The sequence below is a fragment of the Proteus sp. MB838 genome, assembly GCF_054767435.1.
This window is the reverse complement of sequence record NZ_BAABMO010000030.1, coordinates 1-24,985: the sequence shown is the minus strand read 5'-3', so window position 1 is coordinate 24,985 and position 24,985 is coordinate 1. Positions and strand designations below refer to the sequence as shown.

Here is a 24,985-nt window from a genome sequence, read left to right as displayed (position 1 = left end):
CCCTAAAAAATCCTCTAACGCTACACATAAAACAACGCCTCAATATAAGACGTATTATTGAGTTAAAGCGCTACTAATCCCTTAGAATACAGTAATGAAGGTGAAGCCTTATTCGTGGAGGTGGGTGATGTTGTTTTTTCTGGCTACGTTGACGAGAAACATAAATGGCAGCCATACCAAATAAAAGTAATACCGCCCAAGTATAAAAAAGCGGTTCAATCGCTAAAGGAGGAATCGATAAGAGTGATTTAGCACTTAATTCGCAGGTTGAAAGTGAATATTTCCCTTCACTTGCATTTTGTTGCTCTGCAATTGGCGTCGAGAATGAGGACTGTGTTTGCGAAACAGCAGATGCTAAGCGCTCACTAATCACATGAGCCCCCATAGAGCGCTGAACAATACAACACAAGATCAGCAATACTGTTATCAACACTAGCCAGCGACCTGACCGCCAATTATGCATAGATTTCCTCATTTGTTGACCTGCTATCTTAACGGTAATCTACAGACAAACAACTCCTTAAGATAAACTTTACAAATTCTTTTCTTTTTTAGATTAACGCCTTTTTCTTCTTTGTTCTTTTTAACCTTTAACTTCTCATGGTTATTACTATAATAATTTTAAATATTGAAAATCACTTCCAAAAAACATTGAACAATTTTTTATTTCATCCTTTTATTGAGAGATAGCTCTCGTATTTGGAATATTGCACTTCCCAACCGTATGTTATTTGTTCTATTTATTAACATTATCAAAACAAATTAAAACAAAAAAGCAACACAAAGCAACACATCAATATCACCACGACAGGAGTTATTATGCGCATGCGTAAACTAGCATTATCATTAATGATTTTAGGGGCTGCAGGAGCTGTGCAAGCAGAAGAACTCACTGGTACCTTAAAAAAAATCAACGATAACGATATTATTATTGTTGGTCATCGTGAATCCTCTGTCCCTTTTTCATACTACGATAATCAACAAAAAGTGGTCGGATACTCTCAAGACTATTCCAACCTGATTGTTGAGGCAGTAAAAGAAAAATTAGGCAAACCTAACCTACAAGTTCGCCTTATCCCTATCACTTCTCAGAATCGAATTCCACTATTACAAAATGGTACATTTGACTTTGAGTGTGGCTCAACGACCAATAATCTCGCTCGCCAACAACAAGCTGATTTCTCGAATACTATTTTTATTGTTGGTACACGTTTACTTGCGAAAAAAGACAGTGGAATTAAAGATTTTGCTGATCTTGCGGGCAAAAATGTGGTTGTTACGTCAGGCACCACATCTGAAATGTTACTCAACAAGCTCAATGATGAGAAAAAAATGAATATGCGCATTATTAGCGCAAAAGATCATGGCGACTCATTCCGTACACTTGAATCAGGGCGTGCCGTTGCTTTTATGATGGATGACGCCTTATTAGCGGGTGAACGTGCTAAAGCGAAAAAACCTGCGTTATGGGAGATTGTGGGAACACCTCAATCGGAAGAAGCTTATGGCTGTATGTTACGCAAAGGTGATACACAATTTAAGTCGTTAATTGATGAAACCATTGCTAATGCGCAAAAATCTGGCGCAGCAGAAAAATCGTTCAATCGTTGGTTTAATGCCCCAATTCCACCGAAAAACCTCAATTTAGAATTCACTATCTCGGATGAAATGAAAGCACTGTTTGCATCACCAAATGATAAAGCATTGAACTAACAATGCATATAAGTAATTGATGCAAAATTAATAATTATAAAGTATCTGTTGGACAGACAGATCAGTGAAGTTTGGGGCAGCCGTTCCCTGCCCCATTTTTTTCACCGGAGGTGAAATCATGTCGATTGATTGGGATTGGGGGATATTCTTCCAAGAAGCCCCTTTTGGAAATACCACTTACTTAGGTTGGCTTATTTCAGGCTTTCAAGTTACTGTCGCTTTATCTCTTTGTGCTTGGATCATTGCTTTTATTGTCGGCTCTTTTTTTGGTATTTTACGAACCGTACCTAATCGCTTGCTCTCTAGTTTAGGGGCTATCTATGTTGAACTATTTCGTAACGTCCCCCTGATTGTACAATTCTTCACATGGTATTTAGTGATCCCTGAACTCTTACCACAAGCTATTGGTGATTGGTTCAAAATGGACTTAACGCCGAATATCCAATTCTTTGTCTCTTCAGCACTCTGTTTAGGTTTGTTTACCGCAGCGCGCATGTGTGAACAGGTGCGGGCGGCAATCAATTCATTACCAAGAGGACAAAAAGCAGCAGGCTTAGCACTAGGCTTAACACTGCCACAAACCTACCGCTATGTTTTATTACCTAATGCTTATCGCGTCATTATTCCGCCAATGACCTCTGAAATGCTGAACTTAGTCAAAAACTCTGCAATCGCCTCAACGATTGGCCTGATTGATATGGCTGCGCAAGCGAATAAATTATTAGATTATTCAGCTAAAGCTTATGAATCCTTTACCGCTATCACGCTAGCCTATGTCTTTATTAACGTCATTATTATGTTGATTATGCACTGGTTAGAAAAACGGGTGCGTTTACCTGGCACAGCAGGAGGTCAATAATGTACGAGTTTGACTGGAGTTCTGTTGTTCCTAGCCTACCTTTTTTAATGGATGGCATGGTCATTACCTTAAAAATTACCATAACAGCAATTGTTATCGGTATTTTATGGGGAACAATACTTGCAGTGATGCGCTTATCTACTTTTAAGCCCATCAGTTGGTTTGCGGCCGCTTACGTTAATACCTTTCGTTCTATTCCTTTAGTGATGGTATTACTGTGGTTCTATTTAATTGTGCCTAACATATTACAAAATGTTCTAGGCCTTTCACCAAAAAGTGATATCCGTTTAATTTCAGCAATGGTAGCGTTCTCTCTATTTGAAGCTGCTTATTACTCTGAAATCATCAGAGCAGGTATACAAAGCATCAGTAAAGGCCAGTTTTCAGCATCCTTAGCTTTAGGAATGACAAAATCACAAACGATGCGTTTAGTGATTTTACCTCAAGCATTTCGTGCCATGATCCCTTTATTGCTCACACAAGGTATCGTTTTATTTCAAGATACCTCACTCGTGTATGTATTAAGTCTGACCGACTTTTTCCGAACAGCGGCAAATATTGGTGAGCGTGATGGCACACAGGTTGAAATGATCCTTTTTGCTGGTTTTGTCTACTTTATAATTAGTTTCTCCGCTTCAATGTTAGTGAACTTTCTTAAAAAAAGGACTACTTAGATGATTTCCCTAAAAGATGTATCCAAATGGTATGGTCAGTTTCAAGTACTGACAGATTGTTCCACTGAAGTGAAAAAGGGGGAAGTTGTTGTTGTCTGTGGACCTTCAGGATCAGGTAAATCGACGCTTATCAAAACCGTTAATGGTTTAGAGCCTATACAACAAGGTGAAATCCTAGTAAATGATATAAAAGTCAATGATAAACGAACTGATTTAGCTAAGTTACGAGCCAAAGTTGGTATGGTGTTTCAACACTTTGAATTATTTCCTCACCTTTCCATTATTGAAAATCTTACACTAGCGCAAGTGAAAGTCCTTAATAGAGAGAAAGGTGCAGCAAAAGAGAAAGGGCTAAAATTATTAGAGCGCGTAGGCTTAGCCAACCACGCTAATAAATACCCTGCTCAACTTTCTGGTGGTCAACAACAACGCGTTGCTATTGCTCGTGCTTTATGTATGGATCCTATTGCGATGCTATTTGATGAACCCACATCCGCACTTGATCCTGAAATGATTAATGAAGTTCTTGATGTTATGGTTGAGCTGGCTAATGAAGGCATGACCATGATGGTGGTTACACACGAAATGGGCTTTGCTAAAAAAGTTGCTGACCGTATTATTTTTATGGATGAAGGTCGTATTGTCGAAGATAGCCCGAAAAATGACTTCTTTGATAATCCTAAATCAGAAAGGGCTAAAGATTTCCTAGCTAAAATCTTACATTAATCTTCAATTTTCTTTTTCATCCCACTCACTTTTCCCCTTTGCTGGCATGAATTATTACATGCCAGCAAAATATCGCTAAAAATAATCATCAACCTTTGATGACGCAACACAGTAGCAATTAATTCATTTTTATTGCAATAATTAGGCTAAACGCTTGAAAATCTCGCATTTATCATTAACAAAAAAATGCTGTTTTCGCGCTATCTCGCCATTGTGGCAAAAAAGTTATGCAAACAATGGCTTTCCTTGAGATCAATAGTTGTGGCTATTAGACAAAATCAGCTATGCTATGCAAGTCTTAATTCATCATAGCGGTTACCCTTCGGTAGCCATTAATTCACCATAGGATTATCGGTGCCATGCAAGAACAATATCGTCCCGAAGATATAGAGCAAACTATCCAGGAACACTGGGAAAAGAACAATACATTTAAAGTGACAGAAGATAATAACAAAGAAAAATATTACTGCCTGTCAATGCTACCTTATCCTTCTGGTCGACTACACATGGGACACGTCCGTAACTACACCATTGGTGACGTGATTTCCCGTTATCAACGTATGTTGGGTAAAAACGTCTTACAACCTATTGGTTGGGATGCGTTTGGTTTACCCGCAGAAGGTGCTGCCGTAAAAAATAACACCGCACCTGCACCGTGGACTTATGAAAATATCAATTATATGAAAGGCCAGTTAAAAAAACTGGGCTTTGGTTATGATTGGGATCGTGAAGTCACCACCTGTACACCAGAATATTATCGTTGGGAACAGTGGTTTTTCACTAAGCTGTATGAAAAAGGTTTAGTGTATAAAAAAACCTCTGCTGTAAACTGGTGCCCACACGACTTAACCGTACTGGCTAACGAACAAGTCATCGATGGTTGTTGCTGGCGTTGCGACACCCCTGTCGAGCGCAAAGAAATTCCACAGTGGTTTATTAAAATCACCGATTATGCTGAAGAGCTGTTAAACGACTTAGATACGTTAGATGAATGGCCAGAACAAGTTAAAACCATGCAACGTAACTGGATTGGCCGGTCTGAAGGTGTTGAAATTACCTTTGATGTCGCAGATAGCGACGATACTATGACCGTATATACCACACGTCCAGATACCTTTATGGGGGTCACTTATGTTGCTGTGGCCGCCGGTCATCCATTAGCTCAAAAAGCCGCTCAAAATAATCCTGAAATTCAGCACTTCATTGATGAATGCCGTAACATGAAGATGGCAGAAGCTGAAATGGCAACCATGGAGAAAAAAGGTATTGCTACAGGTCTGTATGCTATTCATCCATTAACCCAAGAGAAAGTCGCTATTTGGGTAGCTAACTTTGTCTTAATGGAATACGGTACAGGTGCGGTTATGGCCGTTCCAGGTCACGATGAACGCGACTGGGAATTTGCCACTAAATATGGTTTGCCGATTAAAGCGGTTATTGCTGATGCAGAAGGTAACCAACCTGACTTATCAACAGGCGCTCTGACTGAGAAAAATAGCCTAATTAACTCTGGTGAATTCTCAGGACTTGATAACCAAGCTGGTTTTAATGCTATTGCAGATAAACTTACTGCAATGGGTGTGGGTGAACGTAAAGTGAATTACCGTTTACGTGACTGGGGGGTTTCTCGTCAACGTTATTGGGGTGCGCCAATTCCAATGGCAACCTTAGAAGATGGTAGCGTTGTTCCAGTTCCTGATGACCAATTACCGGTTATTTTACCAGAAGATGTGAAAATGGACGGCATTACCAGTCCAATTAAAGCCGATCCTGAGTGGGCTAAAACAACGATTAATGGTCAACCTGCGCTACGTGAAACAGATACTTTTGATACCTTTATGGAATCTTCTTGGTATTACGCACGTTATACCTGCCCTGATTACGACAAGGGAATGTTAGATCCAAAAGCTGCTAACTATTGGTTACCGGTTGACTGGTACATTGGTGGTATTGAACACGCTATCATGCACCTGATGTATTTCCGTTTCTTCCATAAATTGATGCGTGATGCTGGTTTAGTTAATTCTGATGAACCTGCTAAACGCTTACTGTGCCAAGGCATGGTATTAGCAGATGCATTTTATTATACCGGTGAAGATGGCGCTCGCCATTGGGTCTCTCCTGCAGAAGCGATTGTTGAACGCGATGAAAAAAATCGCATCATCAAAGCAACTGACAGTGCAGGCCATGAACTGACTTACGCTGGTATGAGCAAAATGTCTAAATCAAAAAATAACGGCATCGACCCACAAACCATGGTTGAGCGTTATGGTGCTGATACCGTACGTCTATTTATGATGTTTGCTGCACCACCAGAATTAACACTTGAGTGGCAAGAATCAAGTGTTGAAGGTGCGAACCGTTTCTTACGTCGTTTATGGCGTTTAGTTCATGAGCATACCGAAAAAGGAACGACTCAATCACTTGATTTGGCAACATTAACCACAGAGCAAAAAGACTTACGTCGCGATTTACACAAAACTATCGCCAAAGTTTCTGATGATGTAGGTCGTCGCTTAGCATTCAATACGGCTATTGCTGCAATTATGGAGTTAATGAATAAATTAACACGTGCACCACAAGAGACTGAGCAAGATCGTGCTTTAATGCAAGAAGCATTAGAAGCAGTGGTACGTATGCTTTCTCCTATCATTCCACATGCTTGTTTTGTCATGTGGCAAGCGTTAGGTGGTAAAGAGGATATTGATGTTGCACCATGGCCTGTTGCTGATGAAGAAGCGATGGTCGATGACACGAAACTTATTATTGTTCAAGTTAATGGTAAAGTACGTGGTCGTATCACTGTTCCTGCTAATTCAGAAAAAGATTATGTTCAGGAAATGGCAACAAAAGAGTACAGTGTTGCTAAATATTTAGAAAATGTCACCGTACGTAAAGTGATTTATGTACCGGGCAAATTACTGAACATCGTTGTTGGCTGATAAGGAGGCTTAGTGCGATATCTATTTTCGCTGTTTTTTGCGTTAGCGGTGTTGGTCACCGCTGGCTGCGGTTTTCACCTACAAGGTAAAACCCAAGTTCCAGCTGAATTAAAAACGCTTTACCTAAGCTCTGGTGACCCATACGGGCCACTATCTCGTGTAATGCGTCAACAATTGAGATTAAGTGGAGTTCAACTGGTTGAAACGCCAAAAGCAGATATTCCTGTTCTCAAAATTGTTGGATCTTCAGAAAATAAAGAGACTGTCTCTGTGTATCAAGACGGTAAATCGGCTGAACGTCAGCTCACTTTTGTCCTAGATGCACAAGTGATTATGCCTGATGGAACCATCTACCCTATTTCATCACAGGTTTCACGTCCATTCTTTGATAACCCATTAGAAGCATTAGCTAAAGATGCCGAAAATGATATTATCAAACAGGAAATGCGTGAACAGGCTACCGCTATCTTAGTACGTAAATTATTGGTGGTTCACAATGCTGAACGCCAAAAAGCGTCAGAGGCAGCTAAAGCGAAACAGATAATCTCACCAGCCAAATGATCCGCCTTTATCCAGAACAACTTAATGCGCAACTCCAAGAGGGGTTGCGCCAAAGTTACCTACTTTGGGGTAATGAACCGCTATTACTCCAAGAATCTCAAGATGCCATTCAAACGGTGGCAAAATCACAAGGCTTTACGGAACATTATCAATTTACCCTTGATAACAGCACTGATTGGAATGAAATATATTCACTCTGCCAGTCACTGAGTCTTTTTTCACAAAAGCAATCTATCTTACTCCATCTTCCTGAAAATGGTCCTAATGCGGCAATGTCAGAAAAGCTCTTACGCTTATCTCACGAATTGCATGAAGATCTCTTGTTAATTTTACGTGGACATAAATTAACCAAGGCACAGGAAAATAGCGAATGGTTTAAAACACTCAGCCAGCAAGGTATTTATGTGACTTGCTTAACCCCTGAGTTAGATAAATTACCAAATTGGGTAGCGAGACGCGCCAAGCAAAAAGGCCTTGAGCTTGATGAACAAGGTAATCAATTACTGTGTTACTGCTATGAAGGAAATTTACTCGCTTTAGCTCAAGCAATTGAACGCCTCTGTTTGCTCTATCCTGATGGTAAATTAACCCTGCCAAGAGTTGAAGCGGCTGTCAATGATGCCTCTCATTTTACTGCTTATCATTGGATTGATGCATTATTAGCAGGTAAAACCCAACGGGCATGGCATATCTTGCAGCAACTAAAAAGAGAGGATATTGAACCCGTTATTCTGCTTAGAACATTGCAACGCGAATTAATGCAATTAATTACCTTACATCGTAGCGCTAAAACGGCCTCCTTAAAATCCGTTTTCGATCAACATCGGATATGGCAAAACCGACGTCCGATATTTACCGCCGCGTTACAACGTTTGTCAGAGCATCAATTACTCACTGCCATGCGATTACTTACCCAGATTGAAATAACCCTTAAACAGGATCACGGACAAAACGTTTGGCCTGAACTTCATGCCCTTGGCTTATTATTATGTGGAAAAGCATTACCGGAAGGATTTATTCGCCATGGCTAGCACCAATAATAACCCCCCTTTAATTCATCAAGCCATTGCTCTATATGGTGGTACTTTTGATCCGATCCATTATGGGCATTTACGTCCTGTAGAAGCCCTTTCTGGCTTGATAGGGCTAAAAGAAGTGATTTGGTTGCCTAATAATATTCCCCCTCATCGCCCCCAACCAGAAGCCTCTTCACAACAGCGATTAGCCATGGTGCGGCTCGCATTACAACCTTTTAGTGCTTTCAAAGTCGACACTCGAGAGTTAGAGAAACCGACTCCCTCTTATACCATTGAGACATTAAAAGCGTTTAGACAAGAAATTGGTGAGAAACAGCCATTAGCCTTTATTATTGGACAAGATTCATTACTTTCAATTGATACTTGGCATAAATGGGAAGAGTTGTTAGATGTGTGTCACTTATTGGTTTGCGCTCGCCCGGGTTACCAAACCACATTTACATCACCACAAATGCAAACCTGGCTTGAACAACATCAAACCAAACAGCAAGCAGATATTCACTGTTTACCCGCAGGGAAAATTTTTCTTGCTGATACTCCTTTATACAATATTTCAGCGACCGATATTAGGGCTAGACATAAAGCAGGATTAGATTGTCATGATCTTCTGCCTGAGTCTGTTGAAAACTATATCAAACAGCATCAGTTGTATCGATAACAGATCTTAGAGATTAAAATTGCGCTCTTAAGTCATCAAATACCGCTGGATAAGGTGAAAAATAGCGTTGAGAAAGTAGATAATTATCAGGATAAAACGCCAAGTAGTTTTTCAACCGTGACAAAGGAGCCGAAAGACTCGTTTTTCCTTGCCGATAAGATAAAATCTCTTGTGTTAACAACTGTTTTTGCTCTGCGCTAAGTGCTCGCTTAAAATATCCCGCCATATGCATTAATGCATTGGTATGCCCTTCTCGAGTTGCTGGTATTGACAGTGCTTTCATTAAGGCCTTTTGATACTGCTCGGCAAATTGTAACAGCGGTAGCGAATTAGGGATATTGGCCATATAACGCCCCAATTCTCGATAAGCGACTTGAGAATAAGCCATTAACAAATATTTATATCGACTATGAAATTGGATCAGTGCTTTTTTGCTCAACTTAGCATTTACCTGCTGTTGATAATCAATTAAGGCAAAAAACTGTGTCAGAAAATGTTCCAATCCACTAGGTTGAGAAAATTGTTCAAGGGTTAATTGTAACTCTCCTTCCCCCAAAATCTGCGTGAATAAGGTTGATGAATAGTCCCCTTTCATTTTAACCCGACAAATCACTGCCTTATTTTGTCGTTTTTCATCATTATTTTGTTTAATTTCAATGCCTTCATAGCATAACAATTGACAAAATCGTTGCCAATCTGCCTGTAACAATGCGTTTTTGTTACTCGCTATTTCTGAAGTTTGCTCCAAATAATAATAATTTTCTTTCATTCGTCTGTTTCTCTTAGTCACTATCTCAACATTACACCGTATAATGATACAATCATTGACGTGATGATACCGTTATCAGGTATTTCACGAGCATTGACAGACATTGTTTTACTGTTATTCTCACCCTCGGTTCCTATTAAGGGAACTGTGGAGTAAAACTGTCGTCTAATTGGAAAGTTCTTATCTGCCGGCTTTTATTATTTATTATGGCGCAATAAATAGGCATATATGAATTTTTCTAAATCAAGCGTCGAATAGCAACCATACTTGATAGATGTTTTTGCTATCGACAACTGGAATAAATCATCGAGTAAAATAGATTTATTGGTATAAATTCCTTTAAAATAGCGCTTTGTTATTTTCTCGATTGAGTTAACTAAATAGAAAAAGGTGACCCTTTTGCAAGGCTCAGAATTACAGCAATTTATTATTGATAAACTTGAGGATTCTAAAGCTCAAGACATTATCGCATTAGATGTTCGTGGAAAATCAAGTGTCACTGATTACATGATCATCTGTACGGGAACTTCAAACAGACACTTAATGTCTGTCGCCGATAATCTGGTTGATGACTGTCGTGAAGCAGGATTACAACCTTTAGGCATCGAAGGACAAGGCGTTTCTGATTGGATTGTTGTTGACCTTGGTGAAGCCATGGTACACGTAATGCAAGAAGACAGTCGCCGTATGTACGAACTCGAAAAACTCTGGAGCTGAGTTTGAAATTACAGCTCATCGCCGTTGGTACAAAAATGCCGGACTGGATCCAGACCGGCTTTATGGATTATCTTAACCGCTTTCCCAAAGATATGCCCTTAGAACTCATCGAGATCCCCGCGGGTAAACGAGGGAAAAATGCTGATATTAAGCGTATTCTCGAAAAAGAAGGCGAACAGATGTTAGCAGCGGTAGGTAAAGGAAATCGTATCGTCACCCTTGATATTCCTGGCGCCCGTTGGGATACCCCAAAACTTGCCGAGCAACTCGATCGCTGGAAGTTAGATGGAAGAAATGTCAGCTTATTAATTGGTGGCCCTGAAGGTTTAGCCCCCGCTTGTAAAGCAGCTGCAGAACAAAGTTGGTCTTTATCTCCATTAACTATGCCACATCCGCTAGTACGTGTAGTGGTAGCAGAAAGCCTTTACCGTGCATGGAGTATTACCACAAACCATCCTTATCATCGGGAATAATAAATTGGCGGGTAAGTAAGTGAAATCAACTAATGGGATGAAGAAAAGAAAACGCACCCCGTTTCGAGATTATACAGCGGAGTCAAAACTCTTTATCCGCCGTGTTATTGTCGCATTTTCAGGGATCTTAGTTTTAACGGGCATCTTAGTTTTTAACTTGTATCACTTACAAGTCGCTCGCCACGATGATTATCAAACTCGCTCGAATGATAACCGGATCAAATTAGTTCCCATCCCACCGAGCCGAGGCATTATTTACGATCGTAATGGGGTTCCACTTGCCCTAAATCGTACTATCTATCAATTAGAAATCGTACCGGAGAAAGTGGCTAATATCCAAGAAACATTGGAGAGTTTACGAGAGGTCGTTGATTTAACTGACGACGATATTGCTGCATTTGAAAAAGAGCGAAAACGCTCTCGTCGTTTTAGTTCTATTCCGCTTAAAACGTCACTTGACCAAGTGCAAGTGGCACGTTTTGCCATTAATCAATATCGCTATCCCGGATTAGAAATCAAAGGCTATCAACGTCGCTATTACCCTTATGGTTCAGCCCTTACTCATGTTATTGGTTATGTTGCAAAAATTAATGATAAAGATGTAGAACGTCTTGAAAAAGAAGGGCTCTATCCTAATTACGCAGCAACCCGAGATATCGGTAAATTAGGTATTGAACGCTATTATGAATCTGTTTTGCATGGTAAAACCGGTTATGAAGAGGTCGAAGTTAATAGCCGTGGCCGTGTGATCCGCCAATTGCATGAGCAACCACCACAAGCCGGTAAAGATATCTACCTAACTATCGATCTTGAATTACAAACCTATATTGAAACGCTATTAACCACTAGCCGAGCGGCTGTGGTCGTCACAGATCCTCGTAACGGCGAGATATTAGCACTGGTTTCTAATCCAAGTTATGACCCTAACCTATTTGTTGGGGGAATATCTAATACAGACTATCAAGGCCTACTTAATAATCCCGATAGACCATTAATAAACCGGGCAACCCAAGGGCTCTATCCTCCGGCATCAACGGTTAAACCCTTTATGTCTGTTGCAGCCCTAAGTGAAGGGGTTATTACTCCTAACACAACTATCCATGATCCGGGCTGGTGGCAACTGCCCGGCTCTGAAAAACGCTATCGTGACTGGAAACGTTGGGGTCATGGAAAACTCAATGTTACTAAATCCATTATTGAGTCAGCAGATACCTTCTTCTATCAAGTTGCCTATGATATGGGTATTGATCGTATTTCCACATGGATGTCCCGCTTTGGCTATGGTGAATACACGGGGATTGACCTTTCTGAAGAGCGTAATGGCATTATGCCAACCCGAGAATGGAAACAACAACGATATAAAAAACCTTGGTATCAAGGGGATACCATCCCTGTTGGTATAGGTCAGGGTTACTGGACGGCGACCCCAATCCAAATGTCAAAAGCGTTAATGACCTTAATTAACGATGGTCAGGTTAAAACCCCTCACTTACTTTATGGCACCAAGTTAGGTAATGAAATGCTACCTTACGTGGATAAAGAGACACGCCAAATTGGCGATATCAACTCCGGTTATTGGGAGTTAGCGAAGTACGGTATGTATGGTGTTGCCAATCTACCCAATGGTACAGGGCGACGTAGCTTTGCTGATGCTCCTTATAAGATTGCTGCAAAATCAGGTACAGCACAGGTATTTAGTTATGAAACCTATAATGCTAGCCAATTAGCAGAACATCTTCGTGATCATAAATTAATGATTGCTTTTGCGCCTTATGAAAACCCTACCGTTGCCGTCTCTATAATTTTAGAAAATGGTGGTGCTGGCCCATCTGTTGGGGATATTACTCGCCAAATACTTGATCACATTATACTTGGAGACAACAACACCGAGTTGCCTATTTCCCCGCCTTCACCGCGTGGCTCAGAGGAATAACCCAATGACAGAAAATAACAAGAAAAAATCACTCTGGACGCGTTTACATATCGATCCATTCTTTATGCTCTGTATTATTGCCTTATTATGCTATAGCGCATTTATTATGTGGACAGCAAGTGGGCAAGATCCCGATATGATGGAACGCAAGCTGGGACAAATTGCTACGGGTTTTATCGTTATGATTATCATGGCGCAGATCCCTCCACGGGTGTATGAAAACTGGGCTCCTCACCTTTACGTATTTTGTGTTGTATTACTTATTTTTGTTGATGTCTTTGGGCAAATTAGTAAAGGTGCACAACGCTGGCTTGATTTAGGTATCATACGTTTTCAGCCTTCTGAAATTGCCAAAATTGCCGTTCCTCTAATGGTCGCTCGCTTTATGAACCGTGATGTTTGCCCGCCAACATTACGTAACACAGCAATAGCCTTAGTGTTGATCTTCGTTCCCACCCTTTTAGTGGCAGCACAACCTGATTTGGGTACCTCTATTTTAATTGCTGCTTCAGGAATTTTTGTTATCTTCCTTGCCGGTATGAGTTGGCGTTTGATTACTGTCGCAACACTATTAATTGCTGGATTTATTCCGATACTCTGGTTTTTCTTGATGCATGATTACCAACGAACACGGGTCATGATGTTACTTGATCCTGAAATTGACCCCTTAGGAGCCGGATATCACATTATCCAATCTAAAATTGCTATCGGTTCTGGTGGATTACATGGCAAAGGTTGGTTACAAGGGACTCAGTCTCAACTTGAGTTTTTACCAGAGCGCCATACCGACTTTATTTTTGCCGTACTCGCAGAAGAATTAGGACTGATTGGTGTTTTAATCCTACTAACGCTCTATATACTCTTAATTGCTCGAGGTCTTTATCTCGCGACAAAAGCACAAAATACATTTGGCAGAGTCATGATTGGTGGATTAATGCTGATCTTCTTTGTTTATGTTTTCGTCAATATTGGTATGGTGAGTGGGATCCTCCCAGTAGTCGGCGTGCCATTACCACTGGTAAGCTATGGGGGATCGGCATTAATTGTACTAATGGCAGGATTTGGCATTGTTATGTCAATTCATACACACCGAAAACTATTATCAAAAAGTTTATAATGAGGTTTCTATGCGTTTGCAATGGGTTTTGATGGGTGTCAGTGCATTGCTACTTGCAGGATGTGTTGCTGATAAACCTGTGAATAATAATCAGCCAACCACAAGGTTGCCAAATGTACCTACACAACCCGTATTAGGTATAGAGCCTCGTTATGAGCCTTATCACCCGACTGCGAATCAAGATTATCGTAAAAATGGGGTAATTTATCGCATAGTCAAAGATCCGGCGAACTTTAGTGAACGAGGACAAGCGATTGTTTACGACAGCTTAGCAATGAGTCGCTTAACAACCATAGGTGAACGAGTCAACCCTTATGAGTTTGCTGCGGCACACCCAACATTGCCTATTCCAAGTTATGCGAAAATAACAAACTTAATCAATGGACGCACAATGATTGTGCGAATTAACGATCGTGGCCCTTACGTTGAAGGCAAACAAATACAGGTTACACCTGCTGTTTATAACAGTTTGCAGTTAATGCCAACAACCCCTATTCAAATTGAAGGTATTGTCGTTGATCAAAATGGCCAAATAAGTGGTATTGGTACTCAAGGTGCACAAATAGAGAAAAGAGCCACTACATTACCTGAGCGTCCTAACTTTAATACTCAGCCATCGACAATGGCTCCCCAACCCTCTGTAACAGCACCGTCTCCCATAACAGTGACTCAACCAGCTCCAGCTCCAGCTCCAGCTCCAGCTCCAGCTCCAGCTCCACAGCCAGTATCTTCATCTAGCGCAATAGCGCAAGGCTACTATGTACAAGTAGGTGCTTTAAGTAATCAAACTAATGCACAAACATGGTTATCTGAATTAACCAATGCTTTAAATACCCAAGGTGTCATTAATACAACTGATGGACTACATAAAGTGCAATTAGGCCCCTACTCATCAAAAACGCAAGCCGAAACAATAAAAAGTGCTTTGAAACAAAGTAAAAATATCGATGGGTTTATTGTTAGCCAATAAAGGGTAATAATTCGTAAAAACTCTTTTTCTAAAAGCAAATTCAGGCATAGAATCACCTGAGTTTGCTGATATTTTTCTTATCAACTTTTATTTATTTTCCCTGAATTTCCGGAACAGACAAACAGAATGAAACAGACACGCCCAGTGAAATTACTAAGAACACGTCTATTTAGTGCAACCTTTATTTTATTAGCTATTAGCCATCATGCTATTGCTGATGACACATTAAAAACAATGATACCCGCTGTTCCTAATATCGAAGCCGAATCCTATATTCTTATCGACTATAATTCTGGGAAAGTCCTCGCGGAAAAAAACGCAGATGTCCGTCGTGATCCAGCCAGTTTAACCAAAATGATGACCAGTTATGTTATAGGTCAAGCCATTCGTGCAGGAAAAATATCAAACAACGATATTGTTCCTATTGGTGAAGAAGCATGGGCAACGGGCAACCCTGTATTTCGCGGCTCATCATTAATGTTTTTAAAACCCGGTGATAAAGTCACCGTTTCACAATTAACACGCGGTATCAATCTACAATCAGGTAATGATGCCTGTGTAGCAATGGCCTCTTATGTTGCGGGAAGCCAAGATACCTTTGTCACTATGATGAATGACTATGTTAAGCGTCTAGGTTTACAAAACACACAATTTCAAACTGTACATGGTTTAGATGCACCTGGGCAATACAGTAGTGCACGAGATATGGCATTGATTGGCGCCGCATTAATTCGTGATGTTCCAGAAGAATATGCCATTTATAAAGAAAAAGAGTTTACCTACAATAATATCCGTCAAACTAACCGTAATGGTTTACTTTGGGATACTAGCCTCAATGTTGATGGTATTAAAACGGGTCATACTGAAGCTGCGGGTTATAATCTTGTTGCCTCTGCAACAGAAGGAAATATGCGCTTGATTTCTGCCGTGATGGGTGGACACTCATCTAAAGGCCGTGATGCTGAAAGTAAAAAACTACTTACCTGGGGTTTTCGCTTCTTTGAAACGGTAAAACCACTGCAAGTGGGTAAAGAATTTGCTGCTGAACCTATCTGGTATGGTGATACTGATAAAGTGCAATTAGGGGTTGATAAAGATGTTTATCTCACGATCCCCCGTGGCCGACTCAAAGATCTAAAGGCCAGTTATGTATTAGATAATGTTGAATTACATGCGCCAGTCAGTAAAAACCAAGTGGTTGGCACCATTAATTTCCAACTTGATGGGCAAGTCATTGAACAACGTCCACTTGTTGTTATGAATGAAGTGAAAGAAGGTGGCATTTTCAGCCGCTTGATTGATTACATCAAATTATTATTTTCACGTTGGTTTGGTTAAGGCTTGAAAAGGATAAATGTGTCCATATATAAAGATTATATCGATATTGGAATAAACACATTTACCCATTCTATATTTACCCTAACTATCAGTATCGCATTCCTCATTATAGGAGGAATGCGCTTTTTATTTGTGCTGATGAGGTGTAAAAGAGATTATTAAAACAACATCGCCTGTTGTCTTAAGGATTACATTATGATGAAAACAAAATTAAACGAACTATTAGAGTTCCCTTGCTCATTTACTTACAAAGTCATGGGACATGCTAAACCTGAATTAGTTGACCAAGTCGTTGAAGTGATCCAGCGTCATGCACCCGGTGATTATACACCTTCAGTAAAACCAAGTAGCAAAGGTAACTATCACTCAGTCTCTGTGACTATCAACGCAACGCATATTGAACAAGTAGAAACCCTCTATAAAGAGTTAGGTGAATTAGAGCTTGTTCGCATGGTGTTATAATTTTTTTCTATTTGCCCCCTTACCCTATTAGGGGGCATTAGACGTACTTAAGAAGCAATATTACGCAGTATCTTCTCTTTATCTTTCTCTTTCTCTTTCACCTTACTTCTTATATTAATTCTTATTATTTCGTTATTGATTTGTCACCTAGTTTTAGCAAGTCTCACTAAAATAAAAGCCTAATTGGGGTTAATCGCCAATTAAGCTCTTCTTGGTTAATCACATCTATCCCCCTTCTCACTACGTCGTTTTTTTATCAATATTCCTTTATCAAACACAAACTGAAGCAATAATCTCATCTCATTCTGGTAGTTCATTTGTTGGAGCGTTATACTGCCTTTCACAATTACGCTACAAATGAAGATTTTCACGGTGCAAGATAAAACAATCATTATTCGCCAATTGGGTATGAAACCCTATTTACCGGTTTCTGATTCTATGCATCAGTTTACGGAAAAACGGGAAAGTCATACACCTGATGAAATATGGCTGGTTCAACATGAACAGGTTTTTACCCAAGGTCAAGCGGGTAAAGCAGAACACCTTTTAAACACAGGCTCTATACCGGTGATCCAATCTGACCGAGGTGGACAAGTGACCTACCACGGCCCTGGCCAACAAGTGATGTATGTTTTGCTTGATCTAAAACGTAACCATATTGGCGTTCGCCAATTAGTCACTGTTTTAGAGAATACTGTGATCAACACACTCGCAGAATTTAATGTAGACGCATATGCTCGTGCAGATGCACCGGGCGTGTATGTTAATGGTGATAAAATTTGCTCTTTGGGATTACGTATACGCAAAGGTTGCTCTTTTCACGGTCTAGCACTTAATGTTGATATGGACTTATCTCCTTTTACGCGAATAAATCCTTGTGGTTATCCTGATCTAAAAATGACACAACTGGTTGATTTGGCGCCTAATGCAACATCGGAACAAGTGGCATCATTATTAATCAACCATTTTTGTACACAACTGGGATTCCAACCACAGCAATAAAAATGCTATAATTTTTTTAACATTTATCATTTTTTTTTAAAACCCTGATTACCTCAGTCACATCGTGTTAATCACCCTAGATAACTGGAACTGGCACAATTATGAGTAAACCTATTCAGATGGAACGCGGCGTAAAATATCGTGACGCCGATAAAATGGCACTTATTCCTGTTAAAACAATCGTTACAGAACGTGAAGAACTGCTACGCAAACCTGAGTGGATGAAAATAAAGTTGCCCGCAGATTCAAGTAAAATTCAAGGTATTAAAGCGGCCATGCGTAAAAATGGCCTGCATTCTGTTTGTGAAGAGGCTTCATGCCCTAATCTTGCAGAATGTTTTAACCACGGTACCGCAACCTTTATGATCTTAGGGGCAATCTGTACGCGTCGTTGCCCATTTTGCGACGTTGCCCATGGTCGTCCTAACGCACCCGATCCCCAAGAGCCAATTAAATTAGCCCAAACGATAAAAGATATGGGATTACGTTATGTTGTTATCACCTCAGTAGATCGCGATGACCTACGCGATGGTGGTGCACAACATTTTGCCGATTGTATTACCGCTATCCGTGAAAAAAATCCTAATATTCGCATCGAAACTTTAGTCCCTGATTTCCGTGGTCGTATGGATAAAGCATTAGAGATCCTCACTGACACACCACCAGACGTCTTTAACCACAATTTAGAAAACGTACCTCGTGTTTATCGTCAAGTGCGTCCTGGTGCGAACTATCAATGGTCTCTAACGTTACTAGAACGCTTTAAACAAGCCCACCCAAATATTCCAACTAAATCGGGGTTAATGGTCGGTTTAGGTGAAACAAATGAAGAAATTATTGACGTGATGCGCGATCTGCGTAAACATGGTGTAACGATGCTGACATTAGGGCAATATTTACAACCCAGTCGTCACCATCTTCCTGTTCAACGCTACGTCAGTCCTGACGAGTTTGAATATATGAAAGAGCAAGCATTAGCGATGGGCTTTACCCACGCCGCTTGTGGACCATTTGTTCGTTCGTCTTATCATGCTGATCTTCAAGCTCAAGGGATTGAGGTTAAATAACGATTAATCTCTCTTATGCTTAACATTGCAATAGCTGTATTTATCGGCGGTGGTTTAGGTAGCGTACTACGCTGGCTAATTAGCTACCGCCTTAATTCTCTTTTTCCCCATTTTGCAACGGGGACCTTGGTCGCTAACTGTATTGGTGCCTTTATTATCGCCTTTGGCATTGCTTGGTTTAGTAAAGCTCCCAATATTGACCCTATTTGGAAAATCATGCTTACCACAGGTTTTTGTGGTGGCTTAACCACCTTTTCTACTTTTTCTGTTGAGGTGGTCGCCTTATTTAATGAAGGACGAATAGGCTGGGCATTAGGCACCATGGGGGCAAACTTAGCGGGCTCGTTTCTGATGACGGCATTCGCATTCTGGCTACTCCGTGAAATGTAGTCTCTTTAGTTACTTCTTCGTTTTCAGCAGGCTAAAAAGAAGGCAGAACAAGATAGTCAGCTTTTAGTAAAATAGTTTTAATTTATTTTAATAAATACTGTTCAGAAAGTGTCTGAAATGCTTCACCCGCTGACCATTGATTGGCAATGATGATGTTTAAATCCCCCCTGTATTTGACATAAAAAGACCCCCAATAATTGGTTGTCCAACTATTGGGGGTCATTTCAAAAACGTTTTTTACTTTTGGAGAAGTCGTTAATTAGATAGCGACAACGTTTGCAGCAGATGGCCCTTTCGCGCCGTCAGTAACTTCAAACTCTACCTTTTGACCTTCAGCAAGTGTTTTAAAACCTTCTGAAACAATAGCGGAAAAGTGGACGAACACATCTTTACTGCCATCTTCTGGAGTGATAAAACCAAAACCTTTAGTTTCGTTAAACCACTTAACGTTACCTTTTAATTTAGACATCAAGTTTACCTTTAAAATAGAAAATAAACGCAAGCGTTTTGCGTTGGCTATAGTAAAACAAAAATGATGATTCGCTGTCCACAGTCTAGATCACGAAACGCGTATTTTTTTTCTGTTAAACGATTATTATTCAGACAAATCCCATAACTTAAGCCATTAATCACTTAAGAAATAGTGCTTAATACTTACAATATGAACTATTCGTCAATATCCACTTTTTCATAGTGTAATAGCCAACGTTTGATATCAAGTCCCCCAGTATAGCCTACTAACTTACCATTATGACCAATGACGCGATGGCAAGGAATAATTAACGAGATTGGATTACGTGAATTTGCCATTCCTACCGCTCTGCAATAGTTGACGGAACCTAATGTAAGTGCCAACTTTTTATAACTCCAAATTTCACCATAAGGAATAGACTGTAAAGTCTGCCAAACGCGTATTTGAAATTCGGTTCCTTTTGGCGCTAGTGGCACTGAAAATAGGGTTCGTTTACCCGAAAAATACTCTTTTAACTGTTTTATACACAGGTCAATTATGGCATTTGAATTAACTAACGCCTCTTTTTCACTAACAAAGTTAAGGCTGGTGATGCCATCATCATCTGCGGTAATGGATATATAAGGCTTTGGAAAACCTTTCGGCGTATTGAGATAATCTTGGTACATAATGTGTTCTCTATTGATTTGTCTGTATCATCAAGATTAAAACATGCTTTGTAAGTAAATCAATCATCTAATTTTCTACTATACCTAATAAAAATTGCTCAAATGAGCGATAAGAAAATAAAATAAATCTGCTAACTGCTTAATTTTAATAATAATCATTATCAAAAATAAAAAACACCATATCTAGTGTGGTTGAAAAAGAATAAACCTATATATAGTATTTAAGCACTTTTCATTGTGACTGTGAGCAGACACATTCACATTTTTATAAGGGTTATTCTATGTCTGTGATCCTCTATACCAAACCAAATTGTGTTCAATGCAGTGCAACCGAGCGCGCATTACAACAACAAAAAATTCCTTTCACTGCGGTTGATCTCACCCAAGACACTCAAGCATTAGCAAAAATAGTTTCTATGGGATATCGCCAAGTACCAGTTGTCGTTAATGGTGACGAACATTGGTCTGGCTTCTGCCCAGATAAAATTCGTCAAATAGCGCGCTAAAGGAGCAACTTATGCAATCGACTGCCCCTTTAATTTATTTCTCTAGTCGCTCAGAAAATTGTCACCGCTTCGTACAAAAACTTAATCTACAAGCGACAAGGATAAAAGAGGATGAACCACTACAAGCCACACAACCTTTTGTGTTGCTCTGCCCAACTTATGGTGGCGGTGGCGTTAAAGGCGCAGTGCCTAAAGCGGTGATCCAGTTTTTAAATATTCCTGAAAATCGCCAATTAATACGCGGTGTTATTGCTTCAGGAAATACCAATTTTGGCTCTGCTTACGGCTTAGCAGGTGACATTATTGCACAAAAATGCCAAGTCCCTTTTCTCTATCGTTTTGAGTTACTTGGTACGCCTGAAGATGTTAAACGTGTAAAAACCGGATTAAGCACATTTTGGTCAGCTAGCAAATAATGACTGAAAAGTGAATGAGATAAAAAATATGACCCACTCTATAGAACAACTCGATTATCACGCCTTAAATGCCATGCTCAATCTCTATGATGAGCAAGGCAATATCCAGTTTGATAAAGACAAATTAGCCACCCACCATTTTTTTCGTCAACACGTTAATCAAAATACGGTGTTTTTTCATGATCTAAAAGAAAAGCTCGATTTTCTGGTGCAACAACACTACTACGAAGCACAAGTATTAGAGCAGTATGATTTCCCGTTTATCAAACAGCTTTTTAAGCATGCCTATAGCAAAAAATTTCGCTTTCAATCGTTCCTAGGTGCATTTAAATACTACACCAGTTACACCTTAAAAACCTTTGATGGTGAGCGTTATCTCGAACGCTATGAAGATCGTGTTTGTATGGTTGCCTTAACCCTAGCACAGGGGAATACCAAACTCGCCACTCACCTTGTCGATGAGATAATTAGTGGCCGTTTCCAGCCTGCAACCCCTACTTTCTTAAATTGTGGAAAAAAACAGCGTGGCGAATTGGTCTCTTGTTTTTTATTACGTATCGAAGACAACATGGAGTCCATTGGCCGAGCAGTCAATTCTGCGTTGCAATTGTCGAAACGTGGCGGAGGTGTTGCTTTCTTACTGACTAATTTACGAGAAGCAGGAGCCCCCATAAAACACATTGAAAACCAATCGTCTGGCGTAGTACCGGTAATGAAAATGCTTGAAGATGCCTTCTCATATGCCAATCAATTAGGCGCAAGACAAGGTGCTGGAGCGGTTTATCTCCATGCTCATCATCCTGATATCTATCATTTTCTAGATACAAAACGAGAAAATGCTGATGAAAAAATACGTATTAAGACGCTTTCATTAGGTGTCGTTATTCCCGACATTACCTTTGAATTAGCTAAACGCAACGAAGATATGTATCTATTTTCACCTTATGATGTAGAACGAGTATATGGCGTTCCTATGTCAGAAATCAGTATTAGCGAAAAATATACTGAAATGGTCAACAATGCAGAGATACGTAAGAAAAAAATTAAAGCACGGGCATTTTTTCAAACTTTAGCTGAAATTCAATTTGAATCAGGTTATCCCTATATTATGTTTGAAGATACCGTCAATCGCGCAAATCCGATTGCGGGCCGAATTAATATGAGCAATTTATGCTCAGAAATCTTACAAGTAAATAGTGCCAGTGAATACAATCCTGATTTAAGTTATCGACAAATTGGTCATGATATTAGCTGTAATCTCGGATCAATGAATATCGCCATGGCGATGGACTCACCAGATTTTGCGCATACCGTAAATGTTGCCATCAGAGCACTGACGAGTGTGGCACAAATGACTAAAATAGAATCAGTACCTTCTATTGAAAAAGGCAACCAAGCATCTCATGCCATTGGCTTAGGGCAAATGAACTTACATGGTTATTTAGCCCGTGAAGGGATTTATTATGGTTCAGAAGAAGGACTTGATTTTACCAATATCTATTTCTATACCGTAACATACTATGCCCTTTTAGCCTCTAACCAATTAGCGATAGAGACTAAACAGCGCTTTAAAGGGTTTGAACAGTCAAAATATGCCACTGGGGAGTATTTTGATAAATATTTATCAAAACAGTGGTTACCTAAAACCCAAAAAGTCCACCAGCTATTTAGCCAATCCAATATTCATATTCCAACCCAAGAAGATTGGCAAAAACTTAAGCTCTCGATTATGACTCACGGTATTTATAATCAAAACTTACAAGCAATACCACCAACAGGATCAATCTCTTATATCAATCACTCTACATCGAGTATTCACCCCATTGTGGCACCGATTGAAATAAGAAAAGAAGGTAAAATCGGTCGGGTTTATTACCCCGCCCCTTTTATGACCAATGAAAACCGTCATTTTTATCAAGATGCTTATGAAATTGGCGCAGAAAAAATTATCGATACCTATGCCCAAGCATCACAACATATCGACCAAGGATTGTCGCTAACATTATTCTTTTCTGATGAAGCAACCACAAGGGATGTTAATAAAGCACAAATTTATGCATGGCGTAAAGGTATAAAGACCTTGTATTACATTCGTATTAGACAAACAGCATTAGCCGGCACAGAAATAAAAGGCTGTGTTTCATGCGCCCTTTAATAATAATGATAAGGAAAGTGTTACTATGTCTGCATCTTATTTAAGTCGTGTTAATGCGATAAATTGGAATCGTATTGAAGACGAAAAAGATTTAGAAGTTTGGAACCGTTTAACCATGAATTTTTGGTTACCCGAAAAAATTCCACTTTCTAATGATATACCTTCATGGAATACCTTAACCCAAGCTGAAAAACAGTTGACTATCCGTGTATTTACAGGGCTTACACTGCTCGATACGATACAAAATACGGTCGGGGCACCAACCTTAATGCCTGATGCTCAGACTCCTCATGAAGAGGCGGTATTATCGAATATCTGTTTTATGGAAGCGGTACATGCTCGCTCTTATAGCTCGATATTTTCGACACTCTGCTTAACAACAGATGTTGATGATGCTTATCGTTGGAGTGAAGAAAATACCTATTTGCAAAAGAAATCAGATATTATTCTGCGTTATTATCAAGATAGTGATCCATTAAAGAAAAAAATTGCCAGTGTATTTTTAGAGTCTTTTTTATTCTATTCTGGATTTTATTTACCAATGTATTGGTCAAGTCGAGGGAAATTAACCAATACAGCCGACTTAATTCGTTTAATTATTCGTGACGAAGCTGTGCATGGTTATTATATTGGCTATAAATTCCAAAATCAGTTATTAAATAAATCATCATTAGAGAAACAAGATATTAAAGACTTTGCTTTCTCATTATTATTAGATTTATATGATAATGAAGTTAAATATACAGAAGATCTCTACGACTCTGTCGGTTGGACAGAAGATGTAAAAAAATTCCTTCATTATAATGCGAATAAAGCGCTGATGAATTTAGGTTATGAAGCACTATTTCCAGATGAAATAACTAATGTTAGTCCAGCAATACTTTCATCACTATCGCCAGATGCAAATGAAAATCATGATTTCTTTTCTGGCTCAGGCTCTTCTTATGTTATTGGTAAAACGATCAATACCGAAGATGATGACTGGGATTTCTAGCTAACCCTCTACAGTAAAAAAACAGAATACATTCATATTAATTATGAATTAATCGATTAATATAATGCACTGAAAAATAAAACTTATTTTTTAGTGCCTTTTTATTTGCTTGAAAAACAACCTGATTGTGTAATTTTTACCGTCCCATTAACCAGAATTATCAATTTTTTACGAATGATTTTTATGACTAGTTATCGATAACTTAAGATCACCCCTCAAAAAACATAAGATTTTTTAATGTTAATGCATTTTTTTCTATTTTTATTTTATTAGTATCTTTTTACATTTTTTTATTTTGTTGTTATTTCTATTGTGATGATAATTAAAATTAACATCTGAATAAAAATAATGTTATTTCATACAGTT

26 protein-coding genes are annotated in these 24,985 nt (G+C 39.4%); 22 read left to right on the top strand and 4 right to left on the bottom strand.

Annotated features, from left to right (window positions below):
• Nucleotides 1-73: 73 nt before the first annotated feature.
• Nucleotides 74-463: a hypothetical protein gene (locus ACYUCW_RS13085; RefSeq protein WP_004246039.1), complete on the bottom strand. Its 390-nt coding sequence runs from the start codon at nt 461-463 to the stop codon at nt 74-76.
• 356 nt (nt 464-819) lie between these two features.
• Between ACYUCW_RS13085 and ACYUCW_RS13080 the strand changes: the two genes are divergently transcribed.
• The 8 genes from ACYUCW_RS13080 (at nt 820) to nadD (ending at nt 9,170) form a co-directional block, all read left to right on the top strand.
• Complete coding sequence (locus tag ACYUCW_RS13080) at nt 820-1,713, top strand: amino acid ABC transporter substrate-binding protein (RefSeq protein ID WP_004246040.1); 894 nt, start codon at nt 820-822, stop codon at nt 1,711-1,713.
• Between the two features lie 118 nt (nt 1,714-1,831).
• Nucleotides 1,832-2,572: an amino acid ABC transporter permease gene (locus ACYUCW_RS13075; RefSeq protein WP_004247440.1), complete on the top strand. Its 741-nt coding sequence runs from the start codon at nt 1,832-1,834 to the stop codon at nt 2,570-2,572.
• A complete protein-coding gene (gene gltK / locus ACYUCW_RS13070; RefSeq protein ID WP_004246042.1) occupies nt 2,572-3,246 on the top strand; it encodes a glutamate/aspartate ABC transporter permease GltK in 675 nt (224 codons plus the stop codon). The genes ACYUCW_RS13075 and gltK overlap by 1 nt, the downstream gene beginning before the upstream one ends.
• A complete protein-coding gene (locus ACYUCW_RS13065; RefSeq protein ID WP_004246043.1) occupies nt 3,247-3,972 on the top strand; it encodes an amino acid ABC transporter ATP-binding protein in 726 nt (241 codons plus the stop codon).
• A gap of 359 nt (nt 3,973-4,331) precedes the next feature.
• Nucleotides 4,332-6,914, top strand: coding sequence for a leucine--tRNA ligase (gene leuS / locus ACYUCW_RS13060; RefSeq protein WP_004247439.1), 2,583 nt, complete (start codon nt 4,332-4,334; stop codon nt 6,912-6,914).
• A gap of 12 nt (nt 6,915-6,926) precedes the next feature.
• Nucleotides 6,927-7,475, top strand: coding sequence for an LPS assembly lipoprotein LptE (gene lptE, locus ACYUCW_RS13055; RefSeq protein ID WP_004246045.1), 549 nt, complete (start codon nt 6,927-6,929; stop codon nt 7,473-7,475).
• A complete protein-coding gene (gene holA, locus ACYUCW_RS13050; protein ID WP_017628838.1) occupies nt 7,472-8,506 on the top strand; it encodes a DNA polymerase III subunit delta in 1,035 nt (344 codons plus the stop codon). Before lptE ends, holA begins: the two co-directional genes overlap by 4 nt.
• Nucleotides 8,499-9,170, top strand: a complete 672-nt coding sequence (nadD, locus tag ACYUCW_RS13045) for a nicotinate-nucleotide adenylyltransferase (protein ID WP_004252240.1) — start codon at nt 8,499-8,501, stop codon at nt 9,168-9,170. Before holA ends, nadD begins: the two co-directional genes overlap by 8 nt.
• A gap of 13 nt (nt 9,171-9,183) precedes the next feature.
• Here nadD and ACYUCW_RS13040 read toward each other — a convergent pair whose 3' ends face one another.
• Entirely contained in the window at nt 9,184-9,939 is a 756-nt protein-coding gene (locus ACYUCW_RS13040; protein ID WP_074924259.1) for a YbgA family protein, read from the bottom strand.
• 390 nt (nt 9,940-10,329) lie between these two features.
• On the opposite strand from ACYUCW_RS13040, the gene rsfS reads away from it, so the two are divergent.
• The 10 genes from rsfS (at nt 10,330) to crcB (ending at nt 19,408) form a co-directional block, all read left to right on the top strand.
• Nucleotides 10,330-10,656: a ribosome silencing factor gene (gene rsfS / locus ACYUCW_RS13035; RefSeq protein ID WP_004246049.1), complete on the top strand. Its 327-nt coding sequence runs from the start codon at nt 10,330-10,332 to the stop codon at nt 10,654-10,656.
• A 2-nt stretch (nt 10,657-10,658) separates the two neighbouring features.
• Nucleotides 10,659-11,129 (top strand): 23S rRNA (pseudouridine(1915)-N(3))-methyltransferase RlmH, encoded by a 471-nt coding sequence (rlmH, locus tag ACYUCW_RS13030; RefSeq protein ID WP_004246050.1) that lies wholly within the window; start codon nt 10,659-10,661, stop codon nt 11,127-11,129.
• Between the two features lie 37 nt (nt 11,130-11,166).
• Nucleotides 11,167-13,062 (top strand): peptidoglycan DD-transpeptidase MrdA, encoded by a 1,896-nt coding sequence (gene mrdA / locus ACYUCW_RS13025; protein ID WP_004246051.1) that lies wholly within the window; start codon nt 11,167-11,169, stop codon nt 13,060-13,062.
• A gap of 4 nt (nt 13,063-13,066) precedes the next feature.
• Nucleotides 13,067-14,179 (top strand): peptidoglycan glycosyltransferase MrdB, encoded by a 1,113-nt coding sequence (gene mrdB, locus ACYUCW_RS13020; RefSeq protein WP_004246052.1) that lies wholly within the window; start codon nt 13,067-13,069, stop codon nt 14,177-14,179.
• Between the two features lie 10 nt (nt 14,180-14,189).
• Nucleotides 14,190-15,149 carry an endolytic peptidoglycan transglycosylase RlpA gene (rlpA, locus tag ACYUCW_RS13015; protein WP_099434314.1) on the top strand — a complete coding sequence of 320 codons (960 nt, stop codon included), beginning with the start codon at nt 14,190-14,192 and terminating at the stop codon, nt 15,147-15,149.
• Between the two features lie 126 nt (nt 15,150-15,275).
• Complete coding sequence (gene dacA, locus ACYUCW_RS13010) at nt 15,276-16,487, top strand: D-alanyl-D-alanine carboxypeptidase DacA (protein ID WP_004246054.1); 1,212 nt, start codon at nt 15,276-15,278, stop codon at nt 16,485-16,487.
• 198 nt (nt 16,488-16,685) lie between these two features.
• A complete protein-coding gene (gene ybeD / locus ACYUCW_RS13005) occupies nt 16,686-16,949 on the top strand; it encodes a DUF493 family protein YbeD (RefSeq protein ID WP_026090527.1) in 264 nt (87 codons plus the stop codon).
• 357 nt (nt 16,950-17,306) lie between these two features.
• A complete protein-coding gene (gene lipB, locus ACYUCW_RS13000) occupies nt 17,307-17,951 on the top strand; it encodes a lipoyl(octanoyl) transferase LipB (protein ID WP_004246056.1) in 645 nt (214 codons plus the stop codon).
• A 101-nt stretch (nt 17,952-18,052) separates the two neighbouring features.
• The gene (gene lipA, locus ACYUCW_RS12995) at nt 18,053-19,018 is read left to right on the top strand and encodes a lipoyl synthase (protein ID WP_004246057.1); all 966 of its coding nucleotides are present in this window, start codon (nt 18,053-18,055) and stop codon (nt 19,016-19,018) included.
• Nucleotides 19,019-19,033: 15 nt separating this feature from the next.
• Complete coding sequence (crcB, locus tag ACYUCW_RS12990) at nt 19,034-19,408, top strand: fluoride efflux transporter CrcB (RefSeq protein ID WP_004246058.1); 375 nt, start codon at nt 19,034-19,036, stop codon at nt 19,406-19,408.
• Nucleotides 19,409-19,667: 259 nt separating this feature from the next.
• On the opposite strand, the gene cspE is transcribed toward crcB, so the two are convergent.
• Nucleotides 19,668-19,877, bottom strand: a complete 210-nt coding sequence (cspE, locus tag ACYUCW_RS12985) for a transcription antiterminator/RNA stability regulator CspE (protein WP_004246068.1) — start codon at nt 19,875-19,877, stop codon at nt 19,668-19,670.
• A 197-nt stretch (nt 19,878-20,074) separates the two neighbouring features.
• Entirely contained in the window at nt 20,075-20,548 is a 474-nt protein-coding gene (locus tag ACYUCW_RS12980) for a methylated-DNA--[protein]-cysteine S-methyltransferase (protein ID WP_004246069.1), read from the bottom strand.
• 281 nt (nt 20,549-20,829) lie between these two features.
• Here ACYUCW_RS12980 and nrdH point away from each other — a divergent pair, with 281 nt between their 5' ends.
• Genes nrdH through nrdF form a run of 4 tightly spaced genes read left to right on the top strand, consistent with a single transcriptional unit; the run spans nt 20,830 to nt 24,619 of the window.
• On the top strand, nt 20,830-21,054 hold the full coding sequence (gene nrdH / locus ACYUCW_RS12975; RefSeq protein WP_004246071.1) for a glutaredoxin-like protein NrdH: 225 nt from the start codon (nt 20,830-20,832) through the stop codon (nt 21,052-21,054).
• A gap of 11 nt (nt 21,055-21,065) precedes the next feature.
• Nucleotides 21,066-21,470, top strand: coding sequence for a class Ib ribonucleoside-diphosphate reductase assembly flavoprotein NrdI (gene nrdI / locus ACYUCW_RS12970; protein WP_004246072.1), 405 nt, complete (start codon nt 21,066-21,068; stop codon nt 21,468-21,470).
• A gap of 28 nt (nt 21,471-21,498) precedes the next feature.
• Entirely contained in the window at nt 21,499-23,625 is a 2,127-nt protein-coding gene (nrdE, locus tag ACYUCW_RS12965; RefSeq protein WP_460408753.1) for a class 1b ribonucleoside-diphosphate reductase subunit alpha, read from the top strand.
• A 25-nt stretch (nt 23,626-23,650) separates the two neighbouring features.
• Nucleotides 23,651-24,619: a class 1b ribonucleoside-diphosphate reductase subunit beta gene (gene nrdF / locus ACYUCW_RS12960; protein ID WP_004247427.1), complete on the top strand. Its 969-nt coding sequence runs from the start codon at nt 23,651-23,653 to the stop codon at nt 24,617-24,619.
• Nucleotides 24,620-24,985: the final 366 nt, after the last annotated feature.